Below are 25249 nucleotides of genomic sequence, written 5' to 3'. Positions count from 1 at the left end.
TTAACGCCTACCCCCCCAATCCCGTCAACCTCCCAGGCGGTTTTGTGCCACTCCTTCGTCAGAATTGAGCTGCGAATTCCGCTGTGAACAGTCCGAACCCACCCATGAGCATCGCCGAAACCAAGGCCCTGAATGTGCTTGGAGAGCCCTTGCAGGAGTGCGGATGTGACCCGATGACCGGTTGGTTTCGTGACAGTTACTGCCACACCGATGCGGCGGACCTGGGACGCCACAGCGTGTGTTGCGTCGTCAATGAGCAATTTCTGAGCTACTCCAAGGCCCAGGGCAACGATCTGACGACGCCAGTGCCCGCCTACAACTTCCCTGGCCTCAAACCGGGGGATCATTGGTGCGTCTGCGCGGCCCGTTGGCTGGAGGCCTACCAGGACGGGATGGCCCCGCCGGTGCGGCTTGAGGCCTGTGAGGATTCAACCCTGGCCGTGATTCCCCTGGACCTGCTCCAGGCCCACGCCACCACCCGCTGATGGGACTTGCCATCGGTGTCCTGGGTCTTGGGGCCTGGGGACAAACCTTGGCGGATCTGGTCGAGCGCCAAGGCCATCAGGTGTGCAGCTGGAGTCGCCGCACTGGCGGATCGCCGTTGGAGGTCATCCAGGGGGCCGATCTGGTCCTAGTTGCTGTGGCGCTCCAGGGCGTGAAGCACCTGGCACCGGAACTCGGCCCGCACTGGCCGCAGCAGGTCCCACTGGTGAGCTGCAGCAAGGGCCTGGATTTGGAGACCCAGAGCACGGCCAGTCAGCTCTGGCTGGGCAGTCAGCCAAGCCTTCAGGTCGTGGTCTTAAGCGGTCCGAACCTGGCCGATGAATTGGCCAAGGGCTGCCCAGCGGCCAGTGTCTTGGCGGGCCGTGATTCAGTCCTCGTCCAGGAGCTGCAGCAGACGCTGAGTTCCCAGCAGTTGCGCCTGTATGCGAGTGCCGATCCCCTTGGGGTCGAGCTGGCTGGAGCCCTGAAAAACGTGATGGCCATCGCCGGGGGCATCTGCGATGGGCTTCAACTCGGGGCGAACGCGAAGGCCTCGCTCCTCTGTCGGGGCATGGCCGAGATGGCGCTCGTTCTGGAGCGTCTCGGTGGGGACCCGGCGAGCCTTTATGGCTTGGCGGGTCTGGGGGATCTCTTGGCCACGGCCAACAGCCCCCTGAGCCGGAATTACCGCTTTGGCCTGGCCCTGGCCGAAGGAAAGGGCGGCGATGAAGCCCTTGTTCAGGTGGGTGCCACGGTGGAGGGCAAAAAAACAGCCGAGGCTGTCGTGGCTGTCGGAGAGCGTTACGGCTTGGCTCTCCCGATCTGCCAACAGGTGGTGGATCTGTTGGAGGGACGCTGTGGTCCAAGGGAGGCCGTCCATGCCTTAATGCAACGGAGTCTTCGCGGCGAGCAGGGATAGGGCTGGATGGGCGAGCTGACTCCAGGGGATCAGGCCCAGCGGGCGGTCCTGATCGAGGCGTTTGCAGCCGGACCCATGCAGGGGAATGGAGCCGCGGTCGTGGAACTCAGCCAAGCGGCCCGTTCGGAGTGGATGCAGGCCCTTGCCGGCAGCCTGCAGCAATCCGAAACCGCCTTTCTCTGGCGGAACTCTGACGGTCAGTGGTGCCTGCGCTGGTTTACGCCCACCTGTGAAGTGCCGCTCTGCGGTCACGCCACCTTGGCGTCCACCTTGGCCTTACAACGATGGGGACTGATGAAGCCCGGGCAGGAGCTGGTCCTGGCCAGTCGCAGTGGCGGCCTCAGGGTCTGTGTCGACCCCTCAACCGCTGGAGCGGCGTCGCTAACTCTTCCCAGTGAGCCCCTCGTGGCCGAACCCTGCCCGAGCTACCTGGCTGCGATCCTGAACGCCGAGGCCCAGGGCTACTGGACGTCGACATTGGGCTACCGGGTGGTCCTGATTGGAGAAGACCAATCCCTGGAGACACTGGCGGGGGTGAGCGAACGACTCCAAGGCCCGGACCGTCAGGGTCTGGTCGTCATGCAGGCCCTGCCCGCTGACCGGCCGCAGCGGCTCCTTGGCCAGCCCTGCGATTACAAACTGCGTTTCTTTGCCCCTGGCCTCGGAATCGATGAGGACCCGGTGACGGGCTCAGCCCATGCCCTGGTGGCGCCCTGGTGGGCGCAACAGCTTGGCAAGACGACGCTGCACGGTTGGCAGCCGTCCCGGCGCAGTGGTGGCATGCGCTGTGAGGTCCTTCAAGGCTTGCAGGTGCAACTGAGCGGCACGGGTCATGTCCTTTGGGAGGGACAGATTGAAGCCGGTGCCCCCGGCCATGATCCGGGCGGCTGGGACGTCTGCAGGGTGAGCGCAGCGTGACGCTCCCATCAGAGCTGCGCGGAGGGGACGAGATGGGCGGTCTTGGTCGCTACGGGACGGCAGCGCTGCACTGCAGCGACGTCGCCGAGGCCAATGGCGCCCTTGTCCCCCTGCAAACGGCCCTCGAGCCAATCGAGAGCTGCGCGCCCTTCGTCCTGCGTCGGTTGGTCTCGGCCACCCCCAAGCATCTACGGCGTGAAGGCCCCAAACCAAATCCCTTCTTGCCTTGGGATCAGCGGCTGGAGGTGGAGCGCCTTGGGAGTTCGCATCTCTTGTTGCTCAATAAGTTTCCAGTTCAGCGCTGTCATCTGCTGTTAATCACGCAGCAGTGGCGCCCCCAGTCGGGATGGCTTGAGCCAAGCGATTGGCAGCAGTTGGCGCGGGTCGATGCCGAGACCCCAGGCCTGTGGTTTTTCAATAGCTGCCCCGAAGCCGGGGCCAGCCAACCGCACCGTCACCTGCAGTTGCTGCCGCGGCTACCGAACGAGGAGATCTGTCCGCTGCAGGCCTCGATCGCAGCACAACTCGCGGGCGATGAGGAACCCTGGCCCTGGCGGTATCAGCTCAGCCGGCGCACGCAGTACGACGGCCCAGCCGCCTCGGAGGAGCTGGAGGAGCTCTACCAGGAGCACGCCGCCCGTCTGGGCTTGGGGGATGCCAACACTGCTGAGCGGCCGAAGGCCCCATACAACGTCTTGATCAGTCCGGAGTGGTTCATGACCGTGGCTCGGGTCAAGGAACACGCAGCTGGATTCAGTGTCAACGCCCTGGGGTTTGCGGGGTACCTGCTGCTGACAGGCGGTTCTGATGCAACCTGGTTGCGCTCCAACGGCGCCTTGGCCCTACTGCGGTCGGTCGCCATGGCTCCGTGAATTCACGGATGACGGGGCTAGGCAGGACGCAGTTCGCTGGAGCCAGTCAGACCGCTTGTCATACAGGACGACAGATCCCGAAGCGAGCTGGAGGCCGAACTGAAGCGCCATCGCGGCCTCGTTCAAGCCACGGCCTTGCACTACGCCAAACGCTGCCACGAACCACTCGACGACCTCACCCAGGAGGGCTGGATCGGCTTCTTGCGGGCGTACCAGGGAAGTGAACGCCTCCGCGAGAGACCCCTCGGGGCCTACGCCAAAACCTTCATCCGCGGCGCGATTCTTCGCTACCTCAGGGACAAGGGCAAGCTGGTGCGCTTGCCACGCTCAACGCAGGAGCGGCTTCAGGAACTCAGATGCCTGAAACAGCAAGCCAGGACACCAAAGGGGCTGACGCCAGATGCACTTCGCCGGGTGACGGGCTGGAGTACCGCCAGCCTGAATGCCCTAGAACAGGCGGAGCTGTTGATGCGGCTGCGACCGCTCGAGAACGAAGACTGTGGCGAACCGAGCAGTCTTGAGAGAGAGCGCCCGCTCCCGGATGGGGTCATGGCCTCCCAATGGTTGGCATCGATCCCCCAACGGCACCGCCAAGTCGTCGAGCTGGTGGTGTTGGAGGGATTGAGCCTGCGCCGCGCGGGTCACGCTCTCGGCATCAGTGCGGCCACGGTCCGGCGCAGGCTTCAGCTGGGGCTGGCGGAACTCAGGACTCAGCTGAATCCTGCATCTGACGCTCCAGGGTGCTGAGGGCGGCATTGATCGCCGCCAGCTGACGCTCGAGGCCGTCGCGCCAGAAGGTGAGCATCTGGTGCTTGCGCTCCTGGTGCCGCCGCCGCATCTGGGCAGGAGAACCGGAGTCAGCGCAGGCAAAGAAGGGCGAAATCATGGAGAATGCTGCTGTGATGCCGTTCTAGCCAGCAGCTGCGGTTTGCCGCGACGAGGGGTCAGGCCAACCCCGGACTGTGTTGATTTCGATCAGCAGGAGATAAAAGAATTCCGGACAGCGACGCACCCATCCGCCAACCATTCGCACGTTGAGAGCAGTTGGTCCCATAGGTCTGATGAGACCCCTCGCGATTGCTCTCCTCGGCGGCGTCATGGTCGCTCCGTGCCCCGCCCTCGCGGACGTGGCCTTGATGGCTGGCCAGCAAGCCAAGCCACTGCAGGGCCGATTCAATACCGTCCCAGTCCTGCACTCGAACCAACCTGAGGAGGTGCACGGTCCTGGGATTTTGGTCACGACGACGCCTGGTCAGAGCATCGCAGCGGAGACCGGGGCGCCCCTCGCCAATGCGACCTACACCTTCAACGGTGAGTTCGGCATTCACGTTCATCACAAGTACTACCCCCACGACAAAAGTCGGATGGGCAGCGGCGGCGGCCGCCGCGGCGAACTGACACTGGCCACCCTGCTGATCAACCCATCGAGCCAACCGGTTCACATTCGCTTCGAGAAGGGAGCCGTTCGCAACAGCTTTGAGGCTCCCTATCAAGCGAACAACTTGATGGGGGTCAAACCCTTGGGGCACCGCCCTTGGAATACGGGCCCAGGAGACGCGACCGCGGTGCAGATGCTACGAGGCAAGCTCGATAGAAAACTGGCCGAGGAGATCACGATTCCGGCCCACAGCAGGGTGGTGTTGTTCAGCACCCAACTCCCGGCGAAAGGCATCGCCAACGGCCTCCTAAAAGGTCGCAGTGACGGGCCCTTCCAGATGGCGGTCGTCGCCGCGGAAGACCCGCAGAGCGACGACGATCTGATGGCCGTACTGGATCAACGACGCTTGGCTCCAGGCCGGGTTTACCTCAGCCGGATCCGGCAAATTGAGAATGGAACCGTGTTTTCACGCGTGGCCGGCGTTGCAATCGGCGATGAGTACACAGCCAGCCTCTCCCACGATCTGCAGCAAGGGGCCCTGCACATTCCCCTGACGAGCACGAACCGCCACCACTTCGGCACCGGAGAGGTCCAAATCAATCCTCTGGCGACCCGAATGGTCGACTCCTCCCTGAACAACGTGGGGACCTATGGGGTGCGCTTTGACGTCTCCATGAACCTGACGGGCTCAGGCCCCCACCAATTGGTCTTGAGCCATCCGACCGTCAATGGTCGTGGGCGCTTCACGGCCTTCCGCGGTTCAATTCGCATTGAGACGGCCGATGGCTACCAGGAGGTGCATGTCGGCATGAAATCGGGTCAGAGCCTGCCCATTGCCGATCTCTACCTCAAGCCAGGACAAGTCAATTCGGTCAAAGTCAGCCTGGTCTATCCAGCGGATGCAACTCCGGGCCATTTGCTGAGCGTTGTTCCCGATCAGCAGTTGGCGCAGCTCAAAGAACGTGAAGCCCTGGTGGAGGCCTCAGAGGTCGCCGCGAAAGTTGCCCCAGCTGCGGCACCCGTCGCCGTGGTCACCGCTCCACCGGCTTTTGAACCCGTGACGATTCGACCGACCGCACCGGCGCTCGTGCCACCTCCACAGTGGGTCCAACCGCCACCGGCACTGCCCAACCTGAATGGGGTCTCAGCCGCTGTGATCAGCCCCATTCGGATGAGCGAGAGCCTGATGCTGCGCTATCAACAGGCCGTGGAGGCCCAACAAAAGATGATGAACACCCTCTTGGGTCGATAACCTCAAGGACAGTTCCCCAGCCTGCGTGAGCCAGCGAGAGACCGACAAACGCCGGATCTCGCTGGAACTCAGCGAGGAACTGTTGACCTGGATCGACAGCCTCAAGGGACAACTGGGGCTGCGAAGCCGTGGCGACCTGGTCGAACGCCTCCTCCAGGAGGTCCGGGGCGGTCAAGACACCTACACAGAGAGCGAGTCCGCAGAAGAGCAGCTGGAGGTTCGAGTCTCCTCAACCGCCGGCGAGGAATTAAACGAGGCTGAAGCCGAAGAATCTCAGGCGCCCCTCAACGAAGACGTTTCCATCGTTCTCGTCCATTCCGGACTTGTCGCACAGCGGGACTCGGATGACGTCTCAAGCAATGCGACCGAGATTGTCGATGAGCCGTTGGCGCCGAGTGCCGGCGGAAGCGGCATTCAGCTCCCCGGCTTTGTGCGCAAACAGGCCAAACGGGTCAAGCAGACCCTGGAGGCTCCAGCACGCTCAAGTCAACCCGACGCGACCTTGGCCCTCATCCGGGGGGCGGACCTCGACATTGCCCTCCACCAGGCTCTCCACCATTGGAGTGAGGTCTATGGCCAGGCGCCAACGGATGCCGCCCTCGAAGCGGCGATGGTCTGGCTCGCCCGCGACATCTGGCCGCAGTCCGGGGACAGCGACGGCAGACCGTTTGGCTGGAACCTGGTGCAGCAGGTCATGTACTCCTATGCCCCCGATTGGACCGAGGGCCAACCCAGCCTGGAGAGGGTCATCGTCGCTGCCGGAATCCTTGAGGATCCCTTTGGCGGTTCGAGCTTGCCCGCTCGCGTCGCCAGCTTGATCACCCGCTTTGTTCAGTGCCATCGGAGTCGCAACAAGCGCAGCACGTCCTTCGATGCGATCGACAACAGCATGAACGTGCACAGCGCACTGAAGATGCTGCAGCTCGCCACCGTGGCTGATCGTCCTTACACCCTCCGGGAAATTCGCGAGGCCTACCGCACTCAGGCCGTGAGCCACCACCCCGATGCCGGTGGTTCAGCGGATGCGATGCGCCGCCTCAATGAGGCGTACCAATTCCTCAAGGAGCGCTACCGCGAAGCGACCTGAGCAACTGTCTTAGGCGAGACCCGCTACGCGTCCCGGCCCGAGATGAGCTCAAGACATTAAAGCAGTACGTGGCGAGATATTTATACATAGTGATTTGCCCTCGATTTCGGCTGCGTGCACGCTCAAATACCTGTACTGCCTTCAAAGATCAATGTTCCGTTGTCCTGGGGGCTGTGGTCGCCCTGTCCACGGAGATGGACACTTCTTTAGAACGCAGTTGGAGCTTTGTTTTTTTAGCTGCGTACCTGCAGTAGACACAGGTACGCAGCTTCAAGTGGCTCTGTTCAGGGCTTGCGCAGCAGAAAAAGACTTGAACACCCCGTCTCACTCAAGTCCAGGTCCCGGTCTAGAACCGGTCAGCAGGCGAGACAAATGGATGAGATCTGTAGGAGCCGATTCGCTCGACACATGACTCGACCACGGCTCGCCATAAATGATCTGACCAAGTCATCGCGACTGAGACCAATATCCGGTCTCAGTTGGCCATCAGGATGCGACACATGTGAGTCAACGATGAGCGCAAAGATTTCCACTTGGTTTGCAGGTCTTAAACCACCCCCGACCTGGGACCCAGGCTGTGTCTTAGGTGATCAGAATTAACGCTTGACGCAGGCATGAAAAAAGCCGGCTTTCGCCGGCTTTGAACTGTTGAATCCGAGTGACCAATCAGCAGGGGGTCTGCATGCCCTGGATCAGGAAATCGAAGTAGGGGGCTGCGACGGCCGCATCATCAGCATTGAGCAGGACCAGAGCGGCCTCCTTCATGCAGCGCATGGACTCGACCATGCCTGGCATAGGAACGCCGAGGCTGTTGTACATCTCACGGGCACCTTCGAGGCCGATTTTCTGAATCAGTTCGGTGCTGCCAGCCAGGAGGCCGTAGGTGACGAGCCTGAGATACCAGCCAAAGTCACGCAGGCACTGGGCACGCTGCTTGGCGCCATAGGCGTTACCGCCGGGGGCGACGTATTCGGGCTTACGGCTGAAGAGCTGCTTGGAGGCCTCGTCAACAATCTTCTTCTCGTTGTCGGTCAGAACACGGACAACAGACAGGCGATTGGCGCCGGTGGAGAGGAAATCCACCATGGAGCGCAGCTCACCGCCGGTGGGATAGCGGAGCTCATCGTCTGCCTGAAGGATCAGATCGCGTACGACGCTCATCGAAACCACCATTGACCCCGACACTGTATCGAGGACAAGCACTGAAAAGCCCCGCTCTGGGCCGGTGTTTACGCACCGATAGGGTCAAAGAAGGACGGCAAGTGGGTGATGGGTGTCAACAAGGTGCAATTGGGTACATCCATCACGGTGGAGATCACGGGCTTTGGCCATGAGGGCCAAGGGGTGGGCCGTTGGAATGAGACCGCCGTCTTCATCGCAGGAACGCTGCCTGGTGAAACGGTTCAGGCCCGGGTGCGGCGCTGCGCCAAGCGGCATCTGGAGGCTGACCTGATCGAGGTCACCCAAGCCCACCCAGAGCGTCAGAAGCCCCCGTGCATCCTCGCTGAGCGCTGCGGTGGCTGCAGCCTGCAACACGCCTCGGCGGCGCTGCAACTGGATCTGAAGCGGGATCTCGTCCAACAAAGCTTGAGTCGCTTGGCCAAGTTGGAAGTGGCGGTCGAACCGGTTTGGGGCTGCAAGCACAGCCTGGGTTATCGCAATCGAGCCCTAATCCCCCTGGAACGGGCCGAAGACGGGCGCCTCCGGGCCGGTTACTACCGCCGCGGCAGCCACAAAATCGTCAACCTCAACCACTGTCCCGTTCTCGATCCCCGTATCGATGGCCTGATTGAGCCCATCAAGCGCGATCTTGAGAAAACCGGCTGGCCCGTCGACGTCAATCTCAGTGGCAAAGGCGGCTTGCGCCACCTTGCCCTGCGGGTGGGCTCGGCCACTGGGGAAATCCTGATCACCTTGGTTAGCAGTCACCGCCAGCTCAAAGGGCTGGAGACGTTGGCGCAGCGTTGGATGGAGCGCTGGCCGGAGGTCGTCGGCGTTGGTCTGAACTTGCAACCCAAGGCCTCCAATGTGGTCATGGGACCAGAGACGGACCTGATCGCGGGACGGTTCTGGTTGCTGGAGGTCTTTGATGGCATCGAACTGCGCATCGCAGCCGACACCTTTTTCCAGGTCAATACGCTGCAGGCCGAGCGGCTCGTTGAGCCGCTGCGGGCTTTCTTTGCGACAGGTCAGAGCGCCACGGTGATTGATGCCTACAGCGGCATCGGGACCTACAGCCTGCCCTTGGCGCGTTCGGGCCTCAAGGTGTTGGGTCTGGAGGTCCATCCTGCCTCCGTCAGCCAAGCCACGGCCAATGCGGAACGCAATGGAATTGGGACGGCTTTCTTCGAGCAGGCCGACGTGGCCATGGTTCTGGCCGAACGCTTAAAAATGACGGGATCCCTGCTCGTCGACCCGCCCCGCAAAGGGCTGAGTGCTGAAGCCCTGGCCGCCATTCTGGACGGGAAGCCCGAGCGACTGGCCTACATCAGCTGCAACCCCTCAACCCTGGCCAGGGATCTGCAGCAATTGTGCGGTGAAGACGGCGGCTACCAGCTCGAACGGGTTCAGCCCGTTGACTTCTTCCCCCAGACCAGCCACGTGGAAACCCTGGCGCTGCTGACCCAGTCCGGCTCAGGCGCGTAGCTGGGCTCCGAACTGCTTTTCGAGGGCTGCACGAATCTTGGCGTGGGCCTCATCCACCTCGCTGTCCTTCAAAGTCCGCTTGGGATCTCGGTAGCGCAGCCGGAAGGCCTGGCTGCAGGAGCCAGCCGCCAGCTGTTCTCCCTCGTAGCGATCCACGAGTTCGGCTTGCTCCAGTAGGGGCTTACCGGCTTTGCGGATGGCATTGAGGAGCTGGGCGCTCGCGGTCTCCGCGTTTACGACCAGTGCCAGATCCCGTTCAGAGGCTGGCACCGTGGCAAAGGTGGCGAAGCTGGGCTGCCAGCGGTTGCGGCGCGTTGCTGCGCTGAGCAACGGAGTGACCTCCAACTGGAACAGATAGGTCGCGGGCGGTAGGTCGTACTGCTCGGCCAGCTCGGGGTGCACTTGGCCAAAGAAGCCGGCCGGACGTCCCTCCACAACGATCTGCGCGGCGCGACCCGGGTGCAGCAGCGGATGCTCACTGAGGCGACGGTCCTCGACGGGCAGCTTCAGTCCGGCCAGGGCCGATTGAAGGAGACCGCGAGCACTGAAGTAATCCAGGGCCTGGGGCTTGCCGCTCTGACTCCAGAGCTCAGCCTGACGGGAACCGCAGATCAAACCGGCCAGGTGCTGGCTTTGGGGGGAACCCTTGGCCGTGGTATCGAAGACATTGCCGATCTCGAAGGCCCAGAAGCCACTGCGACCGGCCTTCAGGTTCCGCTGGGCGGCAAACAACAACTCATCGACGAGGCTGTCCCGCAGATGGCTGTAGTCCGCCAGCAACGGGTTCGCCAGAGGCACCCGCCGACTCGGATCCGCACCAGTGCGTTCGGCCTCTGCGGGGCCCAGGGACAGGCTGCAGACCTCTTGTAGGCCTGCAGCAGCTAGCAGGCGACGCAGGCGACGCTCGGCCTCCTGCACCGGAGTCAGACCACCGGGGGCAATGGGATCGGGCAGATGGCTCGCGAAGCGGTCATAGCCCACCAATCGAGCCACCTCTTCAATCAGATCCACCTCCCGCTGCAGGTCCATGGCACGGGCGGGGGGCACGTGCACCAGCCAGCCCTCCTCCGCCTGCTCGAGGCTGCATCCGAGGGCCTGCAGGATGCGTTCAATCTCCGCATCGGCCAGGTCCTCCTCTGCGCCCTCTGTGGTAACGGGGCCGAGCAGGTTGTGCAGCGCATCGCGGCGCAGCTCCAGCGGTTCCTTGGACACTTCGCTGCGTTGATGCAGCCAACGGGATTGGACGGTCGCGCCGCAGAGCTCTTGCAAAAGCGCGACCGCACGATCAGCGGCGCCCAGGGTGACTTCGACCGGAAGACCCTTCTCAAAACGGCTACTGGCATCCGTGCGAAGTCCGAGGCTGCGGGCGCTCTTCCGCACGGTCTGAGGCGCAAACATCGCGGCCTCCAGCCAAATCGAGGTCGTGTCGCCATCGACGGCAGTGGTTTGGCCGCCCATCACGCCGGCCAGGGCGATTGCGTGGTCCGCGTAGCTGACCACCCAGGCGTCCTCGCTCAGGCTGTGCTCCGTGCCGTCCAGGGTGGTGAAGGCTTCTGCAGGGCGTGCAGCCCGCAGGTCAATCGCAGCGGGATCCAACTGGTTTTCACTCAGTCGGGCGAGACGGTCGGCGTCAAAGGCATGTAGGGGCTGACCCTGTTCGAGCATCACCAGATTGGTGATGTCGACCACGTTGTTGATCGGCCGAAGACCCGCGCGCTCGAGGCGGCTCTGGAGCCACCGGGGTGAAGGGCCGACCTGCACGCCAGAGAGGGCCGTCAGGCTGAACAGCCCGCCATCCTCGATCCTGTCTTGGACGTCAATGCCAACGGGCAGGGGGGATGCGGCGACAGGGGCTGCTGCTGCAGGCAGGCTCAAAGAGGCACCGGTCAGGGCGGCCACCTCACGGGCGATGCCGAGCATCGAAAGGCCATCGGGGCGGTTCGCCGTGATCGCCAATTCCAGAACTTGATCGTCGAGACCAAACAGGGGCCCAACGGGACTGCCCACCGGGGGCAAGGTGTCCAGAGCGTCGTCGAGGATGACGATGCCGTCCGAGCTGTCGGCGAGTCCCAGTTCAGAGAGGGAGCAGATCATGCCGCTGCTGGCAACTCCGCGCAGCTCCGCCGGTTTGATCTTCAGATCGACAGCCGGCAGGTAGGCACCCACGGTGGCGACCGCCACGTGGATCCCGGCGCGGACGTTCTTGGCGCCGCAGACGATCTGCAGCGGCTCATCTGCGCAAATGGCAACGGTGCAAACGCTCAGCTTGTTGGCATCGGGATGGGGCTCCCGCTGCTCCACATATCCGACCACCACGCCGGCTGCCCGGGCGGCCAAATCGACGATCTCTTCCACTTCGAAGCCCGCAATCGAGAGCTTCTCAGCCAGGACATCGGCTGCCATATCACAGGCCACCAGCTCCCGGAGCCATTGGAGCGAGACCTGCATCGGACACGTGCAAACAGAGCGTCGACTTTAAAGAGGTAAGACGCCAGGCCTGGTCAGGCGACAAGGTATGGTTGTCCACTGTCCAATCGCATCGCTCCAGCGGCGCAACGTCCTTTATGGCTAAGAACAAGGGCGTCCGGATCGTGATCACTCTCGAGTGCACGGAATGCCGGTCCAACCCCGCGAAGCGGTCTCCTGGCGTGTCTCGTTACACCAGCCAGAAGAACCGCCGCAACACCACTGAACGGATTGAACTCAAAAAGTTCTGCCCGCATTGCAACAAGTCGACGGTCCACAAAGAGATCAAGTGATCTCGGCGGCGTGATCTCCGCGTTCTGCATTTCTTCCCCGTTCAGTCATGCCTACTTCCTTTTTCAAGAAACGCCTTTCACCGATCAAGCCCGGTGAACCGATCGACTACAAAGATGTCGATCTGCTCAAGAAGTTCATCACCGAGCGCGGCAAAATCCTGCCCCGCCGTCTGACTGGCCTCACCGCCAAGCAGCAGCGTGATCTGACCAATGCCGTGAAGCGTGCTCGCATCGTGGCTCTTCTTCCCTTCGTGAACCCCGAGGGCTGATCCCTGGGCGGTGCGGTCTTCCACAGCGGCGACCTCGTCGGTCTGCAGGACTCCCGCACCCCTCAATTCGCCATCGTCGAATCCATCCAGGGCAGCAAAGTGCGGCTCCGGGTTGGTTTTGATGCCAAGCAGCAAGTCGTCCCTCAACGACAACTTGAGCTCATTTGCCCCCTGCCCGCTGGTACCTCGCCACCGCAGCGGCTGGGGGCATTTCCGTGGGCACTGAACCGTGAAGTCCTCAGTGCAGCCAAACCCAGGCCATCCGCTTGGGGCTCAGCTTGGCTTCTGCTCCAAGAAACGGGCGACAGCTTGGATTTGCAGGAGTTCTGCGATCTCGTTTACGGGTCGACAGAACCCATCCAGCTCAGCGCCTGCTGGCTGGCCTTGGTGGGCGAGCAACAGTGGTTCCGTTGGAAGCAGGGCTGTGTTCAGGCCCGCCGCCTTGAGGAACTGAAACCACTGCGGCGTGAACGCCGGCGCCAGGCGATTGCTGAAGCCGCAGAACGCCAATGGCACCTGTTGCTCAAACAACGTCAGCCCATCGAGACCAGCTCCTGCAGCGCTCTACAGCTGGAACGGTTGGAGTTGCTGAAGCAGGTCGCCAGCGGACGGCTGGAGCTGGAGCAGCTCCCGGAGGGGATGCGCCAGAGCTTGAGCCAGCTGCACCTGAGCCAGGAGCGCAGTCAATTGCGTCACCTCCTGGTGGATCTGGGCCAATGGGACCCCCACCAACTGGTCTCGCTCGAGGGAACGGTCTGGAGCAGTGGCTTCTCCGAGGACCTGCTCCAAGAAGCCGAACGGCTCGAGCAAGAGGCCAACCAAGATCAGCCCAGCGATGCCGGCCGCGTGGATCTCACGAGTCAGCGCTGCGTGACCATCGACGACGCGGACACCCGTGACATTGATGACGGTCTCGCGATTGAGACAACCGCGGCAGGGACAACACGCATCTGGATCCACATCGCTGACCCAGGGCGGCTGATTGAAGCCGGTTCGCCCCTGGACCTCGAAGCCCGCAAGCGCGGCAGCAGCCTGTATTTGGCCAAAGGGAACGTGCCGATGTTCCCGGACAACCTCTCCACTGGCGTCTTCAGCCTGCGTGCCGGCCAGCGCACGGCGGCCTGGAGCACCTGGGCGGAGCTGAACGACGACGGGTCGTTGGCCGCCTTTGGTGTGCAGCGCAGTTGGGTCAAACCGATCTATCGCCTGAGCTACGAGGACGCCGACGAGCTGATTGAGCTGGCCCCCCCGCAGGACCGCGACCTGGCCGACCTTGAAGCACTCTTGGGTCGGCGGCGGAGCTGGCGCGTGGCCCAGGGGGCCTTGCAGATGGACCTACCGGAGGGACGGATCCGCTGCCGTGATGGTCAAGCGCAGTTGGAGGTGACGGAGCCGAGCAGCTCACGCCAGATGGTGGCTGAAGCGATGATCTTGGCCGGAGCGGTAACCGCGGAGCTGGCCAAGAAACGCGAGCTTCCCCTGCCCTTCCGCAGCCAATTGCCAGCGGAACTTCCGCCCAAGGCCGAGCTGGAGGCCCTACCCGATGGAGCGGTCCGCTTTGGGGCGATCAAACGCTGTCTGAGCCGGGGGTTGATGGGGACAAAACCCGCCGCCCACTTCAGCCTGGGCCTGCCGGCCTACGTCCAAGCCACGTCCCCCATTCGTCGGTATGGCGACTTGTTGGTGCAACGCCAGTTAGCTGCAGAGTTACCCCTCTCTGAAGAGCAACTGCAAGAGCTCGTCAATGAGATAGACGGCGCGATCCGCGAGGGGATCGGCATTGCAAGGGAAGATCAGCGTCATTGGCAGCAGGTTTGGTTTGAAGCCCAGAAGGGTCAGCAATGGCGCGCGCAATTCCTGCGCTGGCTCCGGCCCCAGGACAACCTGGGCCTCGTTCGCATTGATGAGCTGGCGATGGATCTGGCGGCGGAATGCCCCAGCGGCTCAGAGCCTGGCGATGCGCTCCTGCTTCGCGTGCAAGCGGTCGACTCTCTGCGGGATCAACTGAGACTCAGCGCATCAAGCTCCTGAGACCCAGGCCAAGACGGACGAGACACGCAGCCAGGGGCCCCAGGGGTTGAAGCAACCAAGGAGCTCCACGCTCTTGGACTGATCCAAGCGCTGCAGCCACAGATCGACAGCGGGCTCCAAGGTGATGACCGGCCAGCGCCGCTGACCGAACTGGGGCTGCTCAAGATCGAATGCATAGTCGCCGTTCTCCAGCGGAATGAGCTCCCCATGAAGGCATTGCTGTGCCCGATCCAGGGGTGAGCTGGAGCGGCGAGTCAGCAGCAATGGCTCCGCGGAGCCTCCCAGCCAACAACCGCTGTCAGACAGGAGCGTCGGATCCAGGAGAACGGCTCGTTGACGGCTCGCCCAATTGGGATGATTCCACGCTGTATCCCACAGCGGCACCACTCCGGCCGGAGCAACCGGATCAGCAATCAGGTGCTCCTGCAACAGCGCAACGGGGAGATCAGCGGGCGGTTGACCCAACTCCAGCGAGAGTGCCGCTGCAGCTCCTGCGGCCTGCCCGACGTTGAAGATCAGTGGCTGCAGTCGGGTCGCCCCATTGGCCATGTGGGAGGTGCTGAAGGCCTTGTCGGCAGCCAACACGTTGTCGAGATCGGCGCTGATGAGAGCGCCATAGGGGATGCAGAACGGTGTCCCCGACCAGCGCCCCCCCCAGCGACAGCTCTTCGGCGCCAACGGCCAGTCACCGCCTGGGTAGTGATGATCGTTGGCGTAATTGCCAACGGCAATCGAGGTCAGACGGCCTGCTTCATCAAAAGGAAGCGGGGCCATCGTGCGGCCCGACTGAATCGGCAACAGGTCCTGTTCGATGACGGTCTGGCGACCAATCAAGCGCCGCCCCTCCCGCCAGTAGGGCATGGCGGCGAAGGCCGGGCCCGGACTGCCGGACTCCCTTGGAAAGGCTTCGCCAAGGGACAGCCAACCGTTGGAGACCTCAATAAGTGCCTCTGCAAAGCGGCGGCTGTGCTCCCGCATCTCGAGAAAGAGCCCTGACTCCGCTGATCCCTCAGCGGTGAACGCCCGATCGAGCCCGTGATGCCAGTCGTTGCCGTGGAGCGGCCAATTGAGCATCACCAGGCCACCCGGCAGACGGCCATAGGTGATGGTGTGGCTCAGGCTAAAGCTCCGGCAGGCCTGCTCAAACGGCGAGGCGAGCAAAGGCTTGTCGGAGAGCGGACGCGGGGGGGCGTCGGCCGTCAACTGGCCCATCACCACCCAGGTCGGGGACTGAACCGGTTGGTCCTGAAAGAAGGAGTCGGAGCCCATCCGCGCTCCACTGGGGGCGCTGGGTTCATTCCAGACCTCCTGCGCTTCCCAACCCCAGCGAAAGGGGAGATCCAACAGCGGCAGCAGATCACCTCGGTCGCTGCCGTCGATCAGCACGCCGCAGGCAAACCTCTGGCTCTGGCCGTTCCGCTCAACCGTGAGGGAGTGCACCAGACGCTCCGAGCGCTCCACCGCCAGCGCACGACAGCTGCTCAGCCAGAGCAAATTGGGGAGGGATGCGACCCACTCCTGGAGCAGTGCTTCGGCCTGCGCTGGTCGAAAACCAAAACAGCTCACCCAGTTCTGATCAAGGCCAGCCGGCTCCGCCTCAGCCAGCCCTCTCAGAAAGGCACCCCAAAGCCCCGTCTGCCAGGGACTGAGCTCATTGCCATCCGGGCAGCACACCCCCGCGGCGCTGACCATGCCGCCCAGCCAAGGTCCTGGGGTCAACAGGACGGTATTCGCCCCTGAGCGGGCCGCTTGGATCGCCGCAGCGACACCACCGGTTCCGCCGCCCCAGACCACCACCGAGGCGGAATCGCTGTGGGCCGGCATGGAGTTGTTGAGCAATCAGCCCAGGGTCGCAACTGAAGGCGCGAACGGGAAGGGCTGCGTAGGATCCCGCCGATGACTTACACCCTCACCACCCCCCTCTATTACGTCAACGACAAGCCCCACTTGGGGAGTGCGTACACGACCCTGGCCTGTGACGCCCTGGCCCGGTTTCAGAGGCTAAAGGGTGAGGAGGTCCTGTTCATCACCGGCTGTGACGAGCACGGCCAAAAGATTCAGCGCACGGCCGAGGCCGCTGGCCTCAGCCCCCAGGCCCACTGTGATGGTGTCAGTGCCCAATACCGCGAACTCTGGGATCGCTGGCAGATCAGCAATAACCGCCTGATCCGCACGACCGATCCGCGGCATGAGCAGATCGTTCAGCAATTTTTTGCCCGGGTTGAGGCCAACGGCGACATCGTCGAGGGACGCCAACAGGGTTGGTATTGCGTCGCCTGTGAAGAGTTCAAGGACGACCCCCATGAAGCCCAGGATCCGGAATGTCCGATTCACCGCAAGGGCCTGGAGTGGCGCGATGAAGTCAACCTCTTCTTCCGCCTCTCCCGTTATCAGGAGCAGATCGCAACGCTGATCGCCCAACCCGGTTTCATCCAACCGGCCAGCCGGAAGCGCGAGGTGGAGAACTTCGTCAAGCAGGGCCTGAGGGACTTCTCCATCTCACGGATCAACCTGCCCTGGGGCATCCCCGTGCCCGGCCACGACGGTCACACCTTTTATGTCTGGTTTGATGCGCTGCTCGGCTACATCACGGCGCTGCTCGAAGAGGGTGACGCACCCGACCTCGACACAGCCCTGAGCCGGGGCTGGCCGGCGTCGGTCCATGTGATCGGCAAGGACATCCTCCGTTTCCATGCCGTCTACTGGCCCGCCATGCTGCTCTCAGCGGGCCTGCCCCTTCCCGCCAAGGTCTTTGGCCACGGCTTTCTGACCCGGGAAGGCCAAAAGATGGGCAAGTCCCTGGGCAACGTCCTGGACCCCGCCGAGCTGCTCGAGCGCTGCGGCCGTGACGCGGTCCGTTGGTACTTGCTGCGGGACATCCCCTTCGGCGAAGACGGCGACTTTCAGCAGCAGCGGTTCAGCGATCTGGTCAACAACGACCTGGCCAACACCATCGGCAACCTGCTGAATCGCACCAGCTCGATGGCCCGCCGCTGGTTCGATGAAACCGTGCCTCCCGCCAGCCAAGCGAAGGCCAGCGACCACCCCCTGGCCCAAGCCGCCGCAGAGGCCAAAGCCAGCAGCCTGACCGCACTGGAGAACTTGGAGTTCCGGACCGCGGCAGAAGCAGCCCTTCAACTGGCGATCGCCGCCAACGGCTATCTCAATGACCAGGCCCCCTGGAGCCTGATGAAAAAAGAAGGCACTCGCGATCAAGTGGCCGAGGACCTCTATGCGGTGCTCGAGGCTGCGCGTCTGGTGGCCTTGCTGATGGCGCCGCTGCTTCCCGATCTCTCCGCTCGAATGCTGGCGCAACTCGGGCAACCCCTGGCTGACTCAGGCGCCGATGCCGCCTTCAGTGCCAGCTGGATGGAGCAGCTGAACTGGGGCGGTCTCACCTGCGGTGCCCCGCTGCCTGAACCCTCCCCGGTGATGGCGCGCCTCGAGCTCGAGGCGCCGCTCTGATGGCACGCACGCTTCGATCACTCTGGTTGGCGGCTGGCCTACTCCTGGCCGGTTGCTCGACCGCTGGACGCCAAACAGCCCAACCATTTGCCTTCCGGGCCCTGGACCTGCGCCAGCAAGATCCCAAGGGAGCACCCGCCTGGGAACTGAAGAGTCCCGAGGCGCGTTATGACATCCAGCGCAAACTCGCCCAGGCCCTCAAACCCCGCGGGACCGTCTTTCGGCGCGGAGAACCCAGCATCTTGATTGCGGCCCAACGGGGCACCGTGATTGGCGATGGCCAAGCCATTCAGCTTGAGGGTGCTGTGCGCATCACACTGTTGGGGAAGGATCCGGTTGAAATCACCGGCGATACGGCCCGCTGGTTGCCCCGCGAGGAGCTGATGGTGATCGACCAGCGGCCCGTGGCGCTCGACCGTCGCTCGCGCATCAGCGCCGAGACGGCGCAGTACTTCATCAAGCGCGATCTCGTCGAACTGCGGGGGGCGCCCGTGCTGGAGCATTGGCAGGACGGCCGCCAAGCCAAAGCCAACACCAAGGGGCCTGCACCGCTCCCCCTCAAGGTGAAAGCGCAGTGGGTTGATTGGAAGCCCGAACAGGGTGATCTCAAAGCCCCTGCGGTTGTCCGGGGGGAACGCTTTGAGCCGACAGAACCGGCCAAGACAACAGACAGCAAGACACCTAGCCCCAGCCTGGTGCTGACCGCCCAGGGGCTCAAGGGGAATCTTCGCGAGGGCTATGTCGACCTCGTGGCGCCCGTGAAGCTGCGCCGAACCGATGGCAAGGGATGGCTGGATGCCCAGCAGACGCGCTGGGCCATCAATGACCAACAACTCAGCAGCGACAAACCCTTCAATGGGCAGTTCAATGCCCTGCAGGCCAAGGGGGATCGCTTTGCGATTGACCTGGAGAAGAGTGATGTGAAGGTCTCCCGCGGCTGCGAGCTCGAGCAGCCCGGTGAGCGGCTCACGGCGACCCGCTGCATCTGGAATTGGCCGAGCGGTCGCTTTGAAGCGGTGGATCAGGTGGTGCTGAAGCGCGACACCTACAAACAGGTGACTCGCGCCAAGCGTCTTGAGGGCAAGATCGGCGATGACGGCACCGCGGTCTTCAGCTCCCCCGGCGACCGGGTGAACTCACGCTTCACGCTTCCGCCGAAGGGCCAGGGGGGAGCGGGAACGAAGCGCTCTCCAGCTCCAATAGCGTTCTGAGCTTCTGGCTCCAGCCTTCGATCCAGGTTTCATCGCTCCGCGTGAAACAACGGGGTGACCAACCCGCCACGAGCAGTAACCCCGCTTCGCCAATCGGTTGAACGATCACGGCGGGCGTGTTCTCGGGCAGTCCCCTGAATTCCTGGCGGCCGGGATAGAGGGCGAGGTTGACCAAGTTGATCGCCTTTTGACTGCTCCAGGCCCGCTCGCTGATGGGGCCCGGTTGGAAGGCAACGTCCGCCAACACGCCGCGTCGCAGCAGGACCCGTCCGCGCCAGAGGAGTAAGACGGAGCCTGCTGGGGTGGCGGTCAGAAGCATCTGGCTTCCCCAGCCCAACTCCTGACGCAGTGGTTCAGACAGAACGGGCGCGAGCTCCAGGCCTTGTTCACCCTCCAGGGCCACCCGTTCAGGAGCCACGGGAACCGCCCGAGTCCAAAGGATCGAGACGAGCATCAGGCCAACGGACAGGAAGCTGGCCAAGACACCAGCGCGCTCAAGGGCGGGACTCAGCTCAGGGGCAGAGAGTTGATTGCCCACACAAAGCAAGAGGCCAAGGACACCCAAAGCCAGGCAGACACGAGCTGGGAGTGGCAAGGGGCCGCGAGGAGCTCTGCTCACGTTGTCACAGGCACACAACGGCTTCGACATCGGTCCATCCGCCGCTCAAATGGGCCGGAGATCTGCAGCGTCCATGGGCCAGAGCCAACTCACGTCAGCCGCCGACGCCTTTGCCGCCATTGCCCTCGCCGCGATCGCCGCCGATGGTGAGCTCAGCGCGGTGGAGGCCAGAGCACTGCGCCAACAGCTGGAGTTCCGCCAACCCTTCCGTCGCTTCAGCGACCAGCAGATGGGGGAGCTGCTGGATCGGGTCCTCGCCCAATTGCGCGGCAGCAGCTGCGAGGCCCTGGTGAAGCAGGCCACCCCACTCCTTTCTGCCGAACAACGCGAGACGGCTCTGGCCGTGGCAGCCCATTTGATCCACGCCGACCACATCGAGACCCAATCGGAGCTGAGTTTTTTGGCTCAGTTGCAGGAGGTCTTTGGACTGGATGCGATTCGGAGTGCATCAATCCTGGAGGTGATCTCCCTGCTGCACCGCGACAGCCTGGCCAGCTAACGGCAGACTGTGCCCAGGTTGAAGCGTTCGCTGGTGCGTCATTCCCTTCGCAGCAAGCTCTGGTCTCTGGTCATGGTTGCCGCTTTGGCGATCGCAGGGCTCATCGCACCCTCCGCTGCCCTGGCCACTGGGGTGGCGGATTTCCCCGCCCAGAGCCCCAGCGGCCATGTCCTCGATAGCGCTGAATTACTCAGCCGGGCCGCAAGCGGCGATGTGAGCCAGCGGCTCGAGCAGTTCTCCGACTTGGGTGTGGATGCCCGCCTGGTGACCCTTCGGCGACTGGATTACGGCCTCAGCTTGGACACCCTCGGCGAGGACTTGCTGCAGCAGTGGCATGAGGAGAGCAGCCGCGAGGGCATGCTCCTCCTGCTGATTGAGGCTCAAAACAACAGTGCCGCGATCGTGGCCAGTGCCGATCTGCTGGACCAACTGCCGGCCAGCCTGCTCTCCAGCACGGCGATCAGCACGATGGGCTTGCCCCTGCGCGAGGGCTCCCGTTACCGCCAGGCCAGCCTCGATGCCTTGGGTCGCCTCGAGGTCGTCCTTCAGGGCGGCGAGGACCCCGGTCCGCCGCAGCTGGTGGAGCGGATGCCCGTGGAGACCAACGTTCCCACCAAGGAAGAAACCGCCTCCAGCAACGCCTTCCTTTGGGTTGTCGTTTTGCTTGTCGTTGGCACCCTGGTACCAATGATCACCTGGTGGGTCTTCTCCCGCTGAAGCATCCATGGGGTTGACCGATTGGATTGGAAGCTTTGATCGGGCCAGTACCCACGATCTGAGCAACAACCTGGAGCAGGCCTATGAAGCCGCCCTGCTGATCCAGAGCCTCGAGCTCGAGTACTACAACGACCGTCCGGTCAGACCGGAGCTCGAGCTGAGCATTCCCAAATCCGCGAAGGCCCTGATGCTTCGGCGTTTCCGGGCCGCTCTGCAGGTGGCTCAGGAGAACCTTGCGGATGTGGCCCCCAAACGGGCTGAGCTCGACAGCCAGGAGCTGAGGCAACTGCAACTGGTGGAGAGCGTCGTCTCCCGCTACGGCCGAGCTCGATCCAGCGCACCCTCGATGTCGCGCTCGCCCGAGATGCTGCCCCGCAGCCTGCTGGGCATGTTCGACGGGGTGCGCCGTCAACTGGACCCTGAAGCGGAAGCCTCGGTGGTGGCAGGGTTCCGCCGGCGCCGCGATTCCACCCTGGTGTCCCTGCGGGTGCTGCTGCTGCTGATCCTCGTGCCACTGGTCATACAGCAGACCAGCCGGAGTCTGTTGATCTCCCCCTTGATGGATCGCTATGCACCAGAGATCCCTTTTCTGAATTACACGAAACCACACCTGCAGGAAAAAGCCGTCGCCAAGTTGCGGCTCTACCAGCAGGAATTGGAGTTCGAAGCGCTCCTTGAAGGGAAGCAGCCGCCTTCACCCGAAGAGATTCAATCGGCGCTGGCCAGGCGGGCGAATGCCCTCAAGGACGAAGCCGATGCCGAGAGCATGGAGGCCTCGAAGAACGTTCAGGCCGACCTGGCGGCGCTGGTTGGCTTTGTTCTGGTTTGCCTCTTTTGTCGGCGCGACCTGCAGGTGCTTCGCGGCTTCCTCGATGAGGCCGTCTACGGCCTAAGCGACAGCGCCAAGGCCTTCGCGATCATCCTCTTCACGGACATCTTTGTCGGCTTCCACAGCCCTGAAGGTTGGACGGTGCTCTTGGACGGGATCGCCCATCACCTGGGCTTGCCGGCGGAGGAGAACTTTATCCTGTTGTTCATTGCCACGTTCCCGGTGGTCTTGGCCACGATCTTCAAGTACTGGATCTTCCGCTATCTCAACCGCGTGTCTCCATCGGCGGTGGCCACTCTCAAGAACATGAACGGTGGCGGCTGAAGCCAGCCCTGCTGCCGGCCTGATCCTGGTCACAGGGCCCAGCCGCAGCGGCAAAAGCCGTTGGGCGGAATATCTGGCGGAGCAACACCCAGGGCCTGTCCTCTACCTCGCGACGGGCCAACCCCCCAGCGAGGACAACAGCTGGGCCCAACGGGTGGCGGACCATCGGGCGCGTCGACCGGAGGAATGGCAGACCCTGGAAGTGGGCGCGTCATTGACCGAGGCCCTGGCCGGTCTGAACCAGTCCATGGAGCCTGGGCGGTCCCGCCTCCTGCTGGTCGATGCCCTCGGAACCTGGCTCGCTCAGCACCTCGAGGACGGTCCAGAGCAGTGGCAGACCCGTTCGGCAGCGCTGCTCGATCAACTGGCCCGCCAAAGGGAACCCGTCGTGTTGGTGATGGAGGAAGTGGGCTGGGGGGTGGTGCCGCCAACGGCCATTGGCGGGCTCTTCCGCGACAGGATGGGTACGCTGCAACAACGGTTGAACGCCATCAGCCGTGAGTCCTGGCTGGTGGTGAACGGTCGAGCGCTCAACCTCCATCAGCTAGGAGTTCCTGTCCCTGGTTGATCGTCATGCCCAAGGTGGTGCTCTTTCAGCCGGAGATCCCCCCCAATACAGGCAACGTGGCGCGGAGCTGCGTGGCGACCTGTACGGAGCTCCATCTGATTGAACCGCTGGGGTTTCAGATCGATGACCGGACCTTGAAACGTGCCGGGCTCGACTACTGGCCCTGGGTTCAATTGGTGCGCCATGCCAACTGGGACGCGTTTCAGGCCTTTCGCCATCAGCAGGGCGGTCGGCTGCTCGCGTTGAGCCGCCATGCCAGTGAGCCCTATCACCGCATTGCTTACCGCCCCGACGACTGGTTGCTGTTTGGACGGGAGAGCAGCGGCCTACCACCGGAGCTCCTCAGCGAGGTCGACCAACGCCTGCTGATCCCGATGACCGGGTCGGTCGACCACGGCGGTGTGGTGAGAAGTCTGAATCTCGCGACAGCCGTGGGCGTGGTTCTGTTCGAAGCGATTCGACAGCTGGAAGTGGGCTAAGCAACTGCAGCACAGTCGATCTCAAGCTGGGATTGCGATGTGTTCGACTCAGAAGTTGACCCTTTCGACTTGCGCAGGGTCCCGCCAGTCGTTAATCTCGCGCCGTCCGGAGGATGTCGGCTTCTCCACCGGGCTTTGACCTTTGGCCAAACTGGATGAAGCCTGTTCATTTCTTACTGACAACAGCAGCCAGTACCGCGGCCCTTGGGGCTGCCTGCTCTGTGGTCGCCCCATCTCTGGCTGATTCGAAGTCAACCTCACTCCCCCAACTCTCGGCACCACCCGCGATCACCGCTGACCTGATCGCAGCCGCAGCACCCAAACCCAGTGGTGAAAAGATCTGGGTCAAGGCTCGCCAAGCCATCACTCTCAAGCACCTGGCGCGCCAAATCGAGCAAGACGAGACACGCCTCTCAGAACTCAACGACGTCAAAGCGGATCACGTGTTTGGCCGCAGCGAGTGGATGGTTCTGCCCAGCGGCAGCATCAAGCAGGTCAAGCTGGTCTCGGCTGTCGACACCTCTGAGCTTCGCCGGACTCCCCCGTTGGAAGCCCCGCCAGAGCCCAGCGACACCGCCCGCATCAAGCGTGGAGACAACACACTGGCCAAGGTGGCTGAGCGCTACAACCTGAGCATTCAGAAACTGCTCAAACTCAATCCCGGCCTGCGCGGCGCCCAACTCGTCGTCGGCACTCCGATCCGAGTGGCCCAGGCCAATGCCGGCCGTAGCCGCATGGTCCTGGGTCTCAAACCCGTCGGATCCGGTGGTCTCAGCTGGCCCGACCAGCCCGACTTTGGCGACGGTGAAAACCTGAATGACCGCGCTTGGGTCTGGCCCACCAAGGGCATCTTTACCTCCGGCTACGGCTGGCGTTGGGGTCGGATGCATCGGGGCATCGACATCGCCAACAACATCGGCACCCCGATCGTTGCCGCGAAATCAGGCCAAGTCCTCTCCGCTGGCTGGCACGGTGGCGGCTATGGCTACCTCGTCGAGATCCGCCACGCCGACGGAACCCTGACCCGTTACGGCCACAACAGTCGCATCCTTGTGCGTTCAGGCCAGTTCGTGCCCCAGGGCAAGGTCATCTCCCTGATGGGCAGCACGGGCCGCAGTACCGGACCGCACCTGCACTTCGAGATCATCCCCGCCGGGCGTGGCGCGGTAAATCCGCTTGGCATGCTGCCGCCGAGGGCCTGATCGCTGCTGCGAACAGGGTTTCGGCCCGGTGATCCTCTACAATCATTCCACCGCGGCTCGGTAGCTCAGCTGGTTAGAGCGTGGGATTCATAACCCCAAGGTCGGGAGTTCAAGTCTCCCCCGAGCCATTGCGCTGAGCCCCGCGAAAGCGGGGCTTTTTGCTGTCTGAGCGCACTCCATGCCTAGGGTCTGGCCAGTTGCACCGGGGCTGATGCGCGCGTTCCGACCAGCATTGGCGCTGTGGGCGAGCGTGTCCCTGACTCCCTCCAGCGCCCTGGCCTGCTCGTGCCCGCCGGCCATGGAGGCGCCCATCACCGAGCTCTATCGCTGGCAAATCGGACGGCAGGACACACCAGGGCGTCCTCAGCTCAAGAGCATTCAGCCTCTCCTGAGCCCAACGCTGTACCAACACCTGACCGCGGCCTATCAGCTCAACCCAGGGGATGGCCGTGGCTATCTGGATTTCGATCCCTTCAGCGGAAGGCAGGTCTATTCCCACAACGTGCTGGTGGTGAGCTGCACGGGTGAGAGTGCTGATGTCGCGGTGTTTACCGGTTTGAGGGGACGGCTATCTGAGGCTCCCCAACGGCTTTCCCTCCAGATGCAGCAAGGACCTTCCGGGACTTGGGTCGTGGATGACATCACCTACCCCTGGGGGGGACAACTGAGCAGCGTGCTCTCTGGGTTGTTGCAGCAGTGATTCCTCTGCTTTGTCTCTGCGG

The 25249-nt window shown here is 63.2% G+C and carries 25 protein-coding genes and 1 tRNA gene; 21 read left to right on the top strand and 5 right to left on the bottom strand.

The annotated features are described in order from the left end of the window. Nucleotides 1-104: 104 nt before the first annotated feature. From H0O22_RS03535 to H0O22_RS03515, 5 genes are all read left to right on the top strand, one after another. The gene (locus H0O22_RS03535; protein WP_185187641.1) at nucleotides 105-485 is read left to right on the top strand and encodes a DUF2237 family protein; all 381 of its coding nucleotides are present in this window, start codon (nucleotides 105-107) and stop codon (nucleotides 483-485) included. Further along, nucleotides 485-1402: an NAD(P)H-dependent glycerol-3-phosphate dehydrogenase gene (locus tag H0O22_RS03530; protein ID WP_185187640.1), complete on the top strand. Its 918-nt coding sequence runs from the start codon at nucleotides 485-487 to the stop codon at nucleotides 1400-1402. Before H0O22_RS03535 ends, H0O22_RS03530 begins: the two co-directional genes overlap by 1 nt. Before the next feature lie 6 nt (nucleotides 1403-1408). Further along, nucleotides 1409-2320, top strand: coding sequence for a PhzF family phenazine biosynthesis protein (locus H0O22_RS03525; RefSeq protein WP_185187639.1), 912 nt, complete (start codon nucleotides 1409-1411; stop codon nucleotides 2318-2320). Further along, nucleotides 2317-3192 (top strand): ATP adenylyltransferase, encoded by an 876-nt coding sequence (locus H0O22_RS03520; RefSeq protein WP_370521473.1) that lies wholly within the window; start codon nucleotides 2317-2319, stop codon nucleotides 3190-3192. The genes H0O22_RS03525 and H0O22_RS03520 overlap by 4 nt, the downstream gene beginning before the upstream one ends. Before the next feature lie 135 nt (nucleotides 3193-3327). After that, nucleotides 3328-3939: a sigma-70 family RNA polymerase sigma factor gene (locus H0O22_RS03515; protein ID WP_255439445.1), complete on the top strand. Its 612-nt coding sequence runs from the start codon at nucleotides 3328-3330 to the stop codon at nucleotides 3937-3939. On the opposite strand, the gene H0O22_RS03510 is transcribed toward H0O22_RS03515, so the two are convergent. Then, the gene (locus H0O22_RS03510) at nucleotides 3896-4078 is read right to left on the bottom strand and encodes a sigma factor SigF (protein ID WP_185187638.1); all 183 of its coding nucleotides are present in this window, start codon (nucleotides 4076-4078) and stop codon (nucleotides 3896-3898) included. The two genes, H0O22_RS03515 and H0O22_RS03510, sit on opposite strands and share 44 nt — an antisense overlap. 175 nt (nucleotides 4079-4253) lie before the next feature. Here H0O22_RS03510 and H0O22_RS03505 point away from each other — a divergent pair, with 175 nt between their 5' ends. Then, the gene (locus H0O22_RS03505) at nucleotides 4254-5822 is read left to right on the top strand and encodes a DUF3370 domain-containing protein (RefSeq protein ID WP_185187637.1); all 1569 of its coding nucleotides are present in this window, start codon (nucleotides 4254-4256) and stop codon (nucleotides 5820-5822) included. Nucleotides 5823-5847: 25 nt separating this feature from the next. Continuing rightward, complete coding sequence (locus H0O22_RS03500) at nucleotides 5848-6909, top strand: J domain-containing protein (protein ID WP_185187636.1); 1062 nt, start codon at nucleotides 5848-5850, stop codon at nucleotides 6907-6909. 666 nt (nucleotides 6910-7575) lie between these two features. Here H0O22_RS03500 and H0O22_RS03495 read toward each other — a convergent pair. Then, on the bottom strand, nucleotides 7576-8070 hold the full coding sequence (locus H0O22_RS03495) for an allophycocyanin subunit alpha-B (RefSeq protein WP_185187635.1): 495 nt from the start codon (nucleotides 8068-8070) through the stop codon (nucleotides 7576-7578). Nucleotides 8071-8178: 108 nt separating this feature from the next. Here H0O22_RS03495 and rlmD point away from each other — a divergent pair, with 108 nt between their 5' ends. Continuing rightward, on the top strand, nucleotides 8179-9555 hold the full coding sequence (gene rlmD, locus H0O22_RS03490; protein ID WP_185187634.1) for a 23S rRNA (uracil(1939)-C(5))-methyltransferase RlmD: 1377 nt from the start codon (nucleotides 8179-8181) through the stop codon (nucleotides 9553-9555). Here the strand turns inward: rlmD and pheT are convergent. Continuing rightward, entirely contained in the window at nucleotides 9544-12003 is a 2460-nt protein-coding gene (pheT, locus tag H0O22_RS03485; protein WP_185187633.1) for a phenylalanine--tRNA ligase subunit beta, read from the bottom strand. The two genes, rlmD and pheT, sit on opposite strands and share 12 nt — an antisense overlap. 116 nt (nucleotides 12004-12119) lie before the next feature. Here pheT and rpmG point away from each other — a divergent pair, with 116 nt between their 5' ends. The 3 genes from rpmG to H0O22_RS03470 all read left to right on the top strand — a co-directional run bounded on the left by rpmG (nucleotide 12120) and on the right by H0O22_RS03470 (nucleotide 14614). Continuing rightward, on the top strand, nucleotides 12120-12314 hold the full coding sequence (gene rpmG, locus H0O22_RS03480) for a 50S ribosomal protein L33 (protein WP_010316985.1): 195 nt from the start codon (nucleotides 12120-12122) through the stop codon (nucleotides 12312-12314). A 47-nt stretch (nucleotides 12315-12361) separates the two neighbouring features. Beyond that, on the top strand, nucleotides 12362-12583 hold the full coding sequence (rpsR, locus tag H0O22_RS03475) for a 30S ribosomal protein S18 (RefSeq protein WP_185187632.1): 222 nt from the start codon (nucleotides 12362-12364) through the stop codon (nucleotides 12581-12583). Between the two features lie 72 nt (nucleotides 12584-12655). Continuing rightward, nucleotides 12656-14614, top strand: a complete 1959-nt coding sequence (locus tag H0O22_RS03470) for a ribonuclease catalytic domain-containing protein (RefSeq protein ID WP_185188274.1) — start codon at nucleotides 12656-12658, stop codon at nucleotides 14612-14614. Here H0O22_RS03470 and H0O22_RS03465 read toward each other — a convergent pair. Further along, a complete protein-coding gene (locus H0O22_RS03465; RefSeq protein ID WP_185187631.1) occupies nucleotides 14603-16438 on the bottom strand; it encodes an FAD-dependent oxidoreductase in 1836 nt (611 codons plus the stop codon). The genes H0O22_RS03470 and H0O22_RS03465 overlap by 12 nt on opposite strands. 72 nt (nucleotides 16439-16510) lie before the next feature. Here H0O22_RS03465 and metG point away from each other — a divergent pair, with 72 nt between their 5' ends. Next, a complete protein-coding gene (gene metG, locus H0O22_RS03460; RefSeq protein WP_185187630.1) occupies nucleotides 16511-18079 on the top strand; it encodes a methionine--tRNA ligase in 1569 nt (522 codons plus the stop codon). Further along, the gene (gene lptC / locus H0O22_RS03455; RefSeq protein WP_185187629.1) at nucleotides 18079-19290 is read left to right on the top strand and encodes an LPS export ABC transporter periplasmic protein LptC; all 1212 of its coding nucleotides are present in this window, start codon (nucleotides 18079-18081) and stop codon (nucleotides 19288-19290) included. Before metG ends, lptC begins: the two co-directional genes overlap by 1 nt. Here the strand turns inward: lptC and H0O22_RS03450 are convergent. Next, a complete protein-coding gene (locus H0O22_RS03450) occupies nucleotides 19223-19885 on the bottom strand; it encodes a cofactor assembly of complex C subunit B (RefSeq protein WP_185187628.1) in 663 nt (220 codons plus the stop codon). The two genes, lptC and H0O22_RS03450, sit on opposite strands and share 68 nt — an antisense overlap. 97 nt (nucleotides 19886-19982) lie before the next feature. Between H0O22_RS03450 and H0O22_RS03445 the strand changes: the two genes are divergently transcribed. From H0O22_RS03445 to H0O22_RS03410, 8 genes are all read left to right on the top strand, one after another. Next, complete coding sequence (locus H0O22_RS03445; protein ID WP_185187627.1) at nucleotides 19983-20408, top strand: tellurite resistance TerB family protein; 426 nt, start codon at nucleotides 19983-19985, stop codon at nucleotides 20406-20408. 72 nt (nucleotides 20409-20480) lie between these two features. Continuing rightward, entirely contained in the window at nucleotides 20481-21125 is a 645-nt protein-coding gene (gene psb32, locus H0O22_RS03440) for a photosystem II repair protein Psb32 (RefSeq protein ID WP_185188273.1), read from the top strand. Nucleotides 21126-21132: 7 nt separating this feature from the next. After that, complete coding sequence (gene pxcA, locus H0O22_RS03435) at nucleotides 21133-22278, top strand: proton extrusion protein PcxA (protein ID WP_185187626.1); 1146 nt, start codon at nucleotides 21133-21135, stop codon at nucleotides 22276-22278. Beyond that, nucleotides 22268-22846, top strand: a complete 579-nt coding sequence (gene cobU / locus H0O22_RS03430) for a bifunctional adenosylcobinamide kinase/adenosylcobinamide-phosphate guanylyltransferase (protein WP_185187625.1) — start codon at nucleotides 22268-22270, stop codon at nucleotides 22844-22846. The genes pxcA and cobU overlap by 11 nt, the downstream gene beginning before the upstream one ends. A 5-nt stretch (nucleotides 22847-22851) precedes the next feature. Next, nucleotides 22852-23325, top strand: a complete 474-nt coding sequence (locus tag H0O22_RS03425; protein WP_185187624.1) for a tRNA (cytidine(34)-2'-O)-methyltransferase — start codon at nucleotides 22852-22854, stop codon at nucleotides 23323-23325. A gap of 155 nt (nucleotides 23326-23480) precedes the next feature. Beyond that, nucleotides 23481-24527, top strand: coding sequence for a M23 family metallopeptidase (locus H0O22_RS03420; protein WP_185187623.1), 1047 nt, complete (start codon nucleotides 23481-23483; stop codon nucleotides 24525-24527). Between the two features lie 54 nt (nucleotides 24528-24581). Then, nucleotides 24582-24655 (top strand) — tRNA-Met (locus H0O22_RS03415). 83 nt (nucleotides 24656-24738) lie between these two features. Continuing rightward, nucleotides 24739-25227, top strand: a complete 489-nt coding sequence (locus tag H0O22_RS03410) for a DUF3828 domain-containing protein (protein ID WP_185187622.1) — start codon at nucleotides 24739-24741, stop codon at nucleotides 25225-25227. Nucleotides 25228-25249: the final 22 nt, after the last annotated feature.

Origin of the sequence: Synechococcus sp. LTW-R, from assembly GCF_014217875.1 — a bacterium.
Taxonomy (GTDB): Bacteria; Cyanobacteriota; Cyanobacteriia; order PCC-6307; family Cyanobiaceae; genus Vulcanococcus.
The sequence above is the reverse complement of the archived record's forward strand: the minus strand, read 5'-3'. Positions and strand labels throughout refer to the sequence as shown.

Coding starts and splice junctions, on each gene's coding strand:
- lptC (WP_185187629.1), top strand. CDS start 18,079: ATGGCACGCACGCTTCGATCACTCTGGTTGGCGGCTGGCCTACTCCTG.
- H0O22_RS03425 (WP_185187624.1), top strand. CDS start 22,852: ATGCCCAAGGTGGTGCTCTTTCAGCCGGAGATCCCCCCCAATACAGGC.
- psb32 (WP_185188273.1), top strand. CDS start 20,481: ATGGTTGCCGCTTTGGCGATCGCAGGGCTCATCGCACCCTCCGCTGCC.
- metG (WP_185187630.1), top strand. CDS start 16,511: ATGACTTACACCCTCACCACCCCCCTCTATTACGTCAACGACAAGCCC.
- rpsR (WP_185187632.1), top strand. CDS start 12,362: ATGCCTACTTCCTTTTTCAAGAAACGCCTTTCACCGATCAAGCCCGGT.
- pheT (WP_185187633.1), bottom strand. CDS start 12,003: ATGCAGGTCTCGCTCCAATGGCTCCGGGAGCTGGTGGCCTGTGATATG.
- H0O22_RS03445 (WP_185187627.1), top strand. CDS start 19,983: ATGGGCCAGAGCCAACTCACGTCAGCCGCCGACGCCTTTGCCGCCATT.
- rpmG (WP_010316985.1), top strand. CDS start 12,120: ATGGCTAAGAACAAGGGCGTCCGGATCGTGATCACTCTCGAGTGCACG.
- pxcA (WP_185187626.1), top strand. CDS start 21,133: ATGGGGTTGACCGATTGGATTGGAAGCTTTGATCGGGCCAGTACCCAC.
- H0O22_RS03410 (WP_185187622.1), top strand. CDS start 24,739: ATGCGCGCGTTCCGACCAGCATTGGCGCTGTGGGCGAGCGTGTCCCTG.
- H0O22_RS03535 (WP_185187641.1), top strand. CDS start 105: ATGAGCATCGCCGAAACCAAGGCCCTGAATGTGCTTGGAGAGCCCTTG.
- H0O22_RS03525 (WP_185187639.1), top strand. CDS start 1,409: ATGGGCGAGCTGACTCCAGGGGATCAGGCCCAGCGGGCGGTCCTGATC.
- H0O22_RS03510 (WP_185187638.1), bottom strand. CDS start 4,078: ATGATTTCGCCCTTCTTTGCCTGCGCTGACTCCGGTTCTCCTGCCCAG.
- H0O22_RS03420 (WP_185187623.1), top strand. CDS start 23,481: ATGAAGCCTGTTCATTTCTTACTGACAACAGCAGCCAGTACCGCGGCC.
- H0O22_RS03530 (WP_185187640.1), top strand. CDS start 485: ATGGGACTTGCCATCGGTGTCCTGGGTCTTGGGGCCTGGGGACAAACC.
- H0O22_RS03465 (WP_185187631.1), bottom strand. CDS start 16,438: ATGCCGGCCCACAGCGATTCCGCCTCGGTGGTGGTCTGGGGCGGCGGA.
- H0O22_RS03505 (WP_185187637.1), top strand. CDS start 4,254: ATGAGACCCCTCGCGATTGCTCTCCTCGGCGGCGTCATGGTCGCTCCG.
- H0O22_RS03495 (WP_185187635.1), bottom strand. CDS start 8,070: ATGAGCGTCGTACGCGATCTGATCCTTCAGGCAGACGATGAGCTCCGC.
- rlmD (WP_185187634.1), top strand. CDS start 8,179: ATGGGTGTCAACAAGGTGCAATTGGGTACATCCATCACGGTGGAGATC.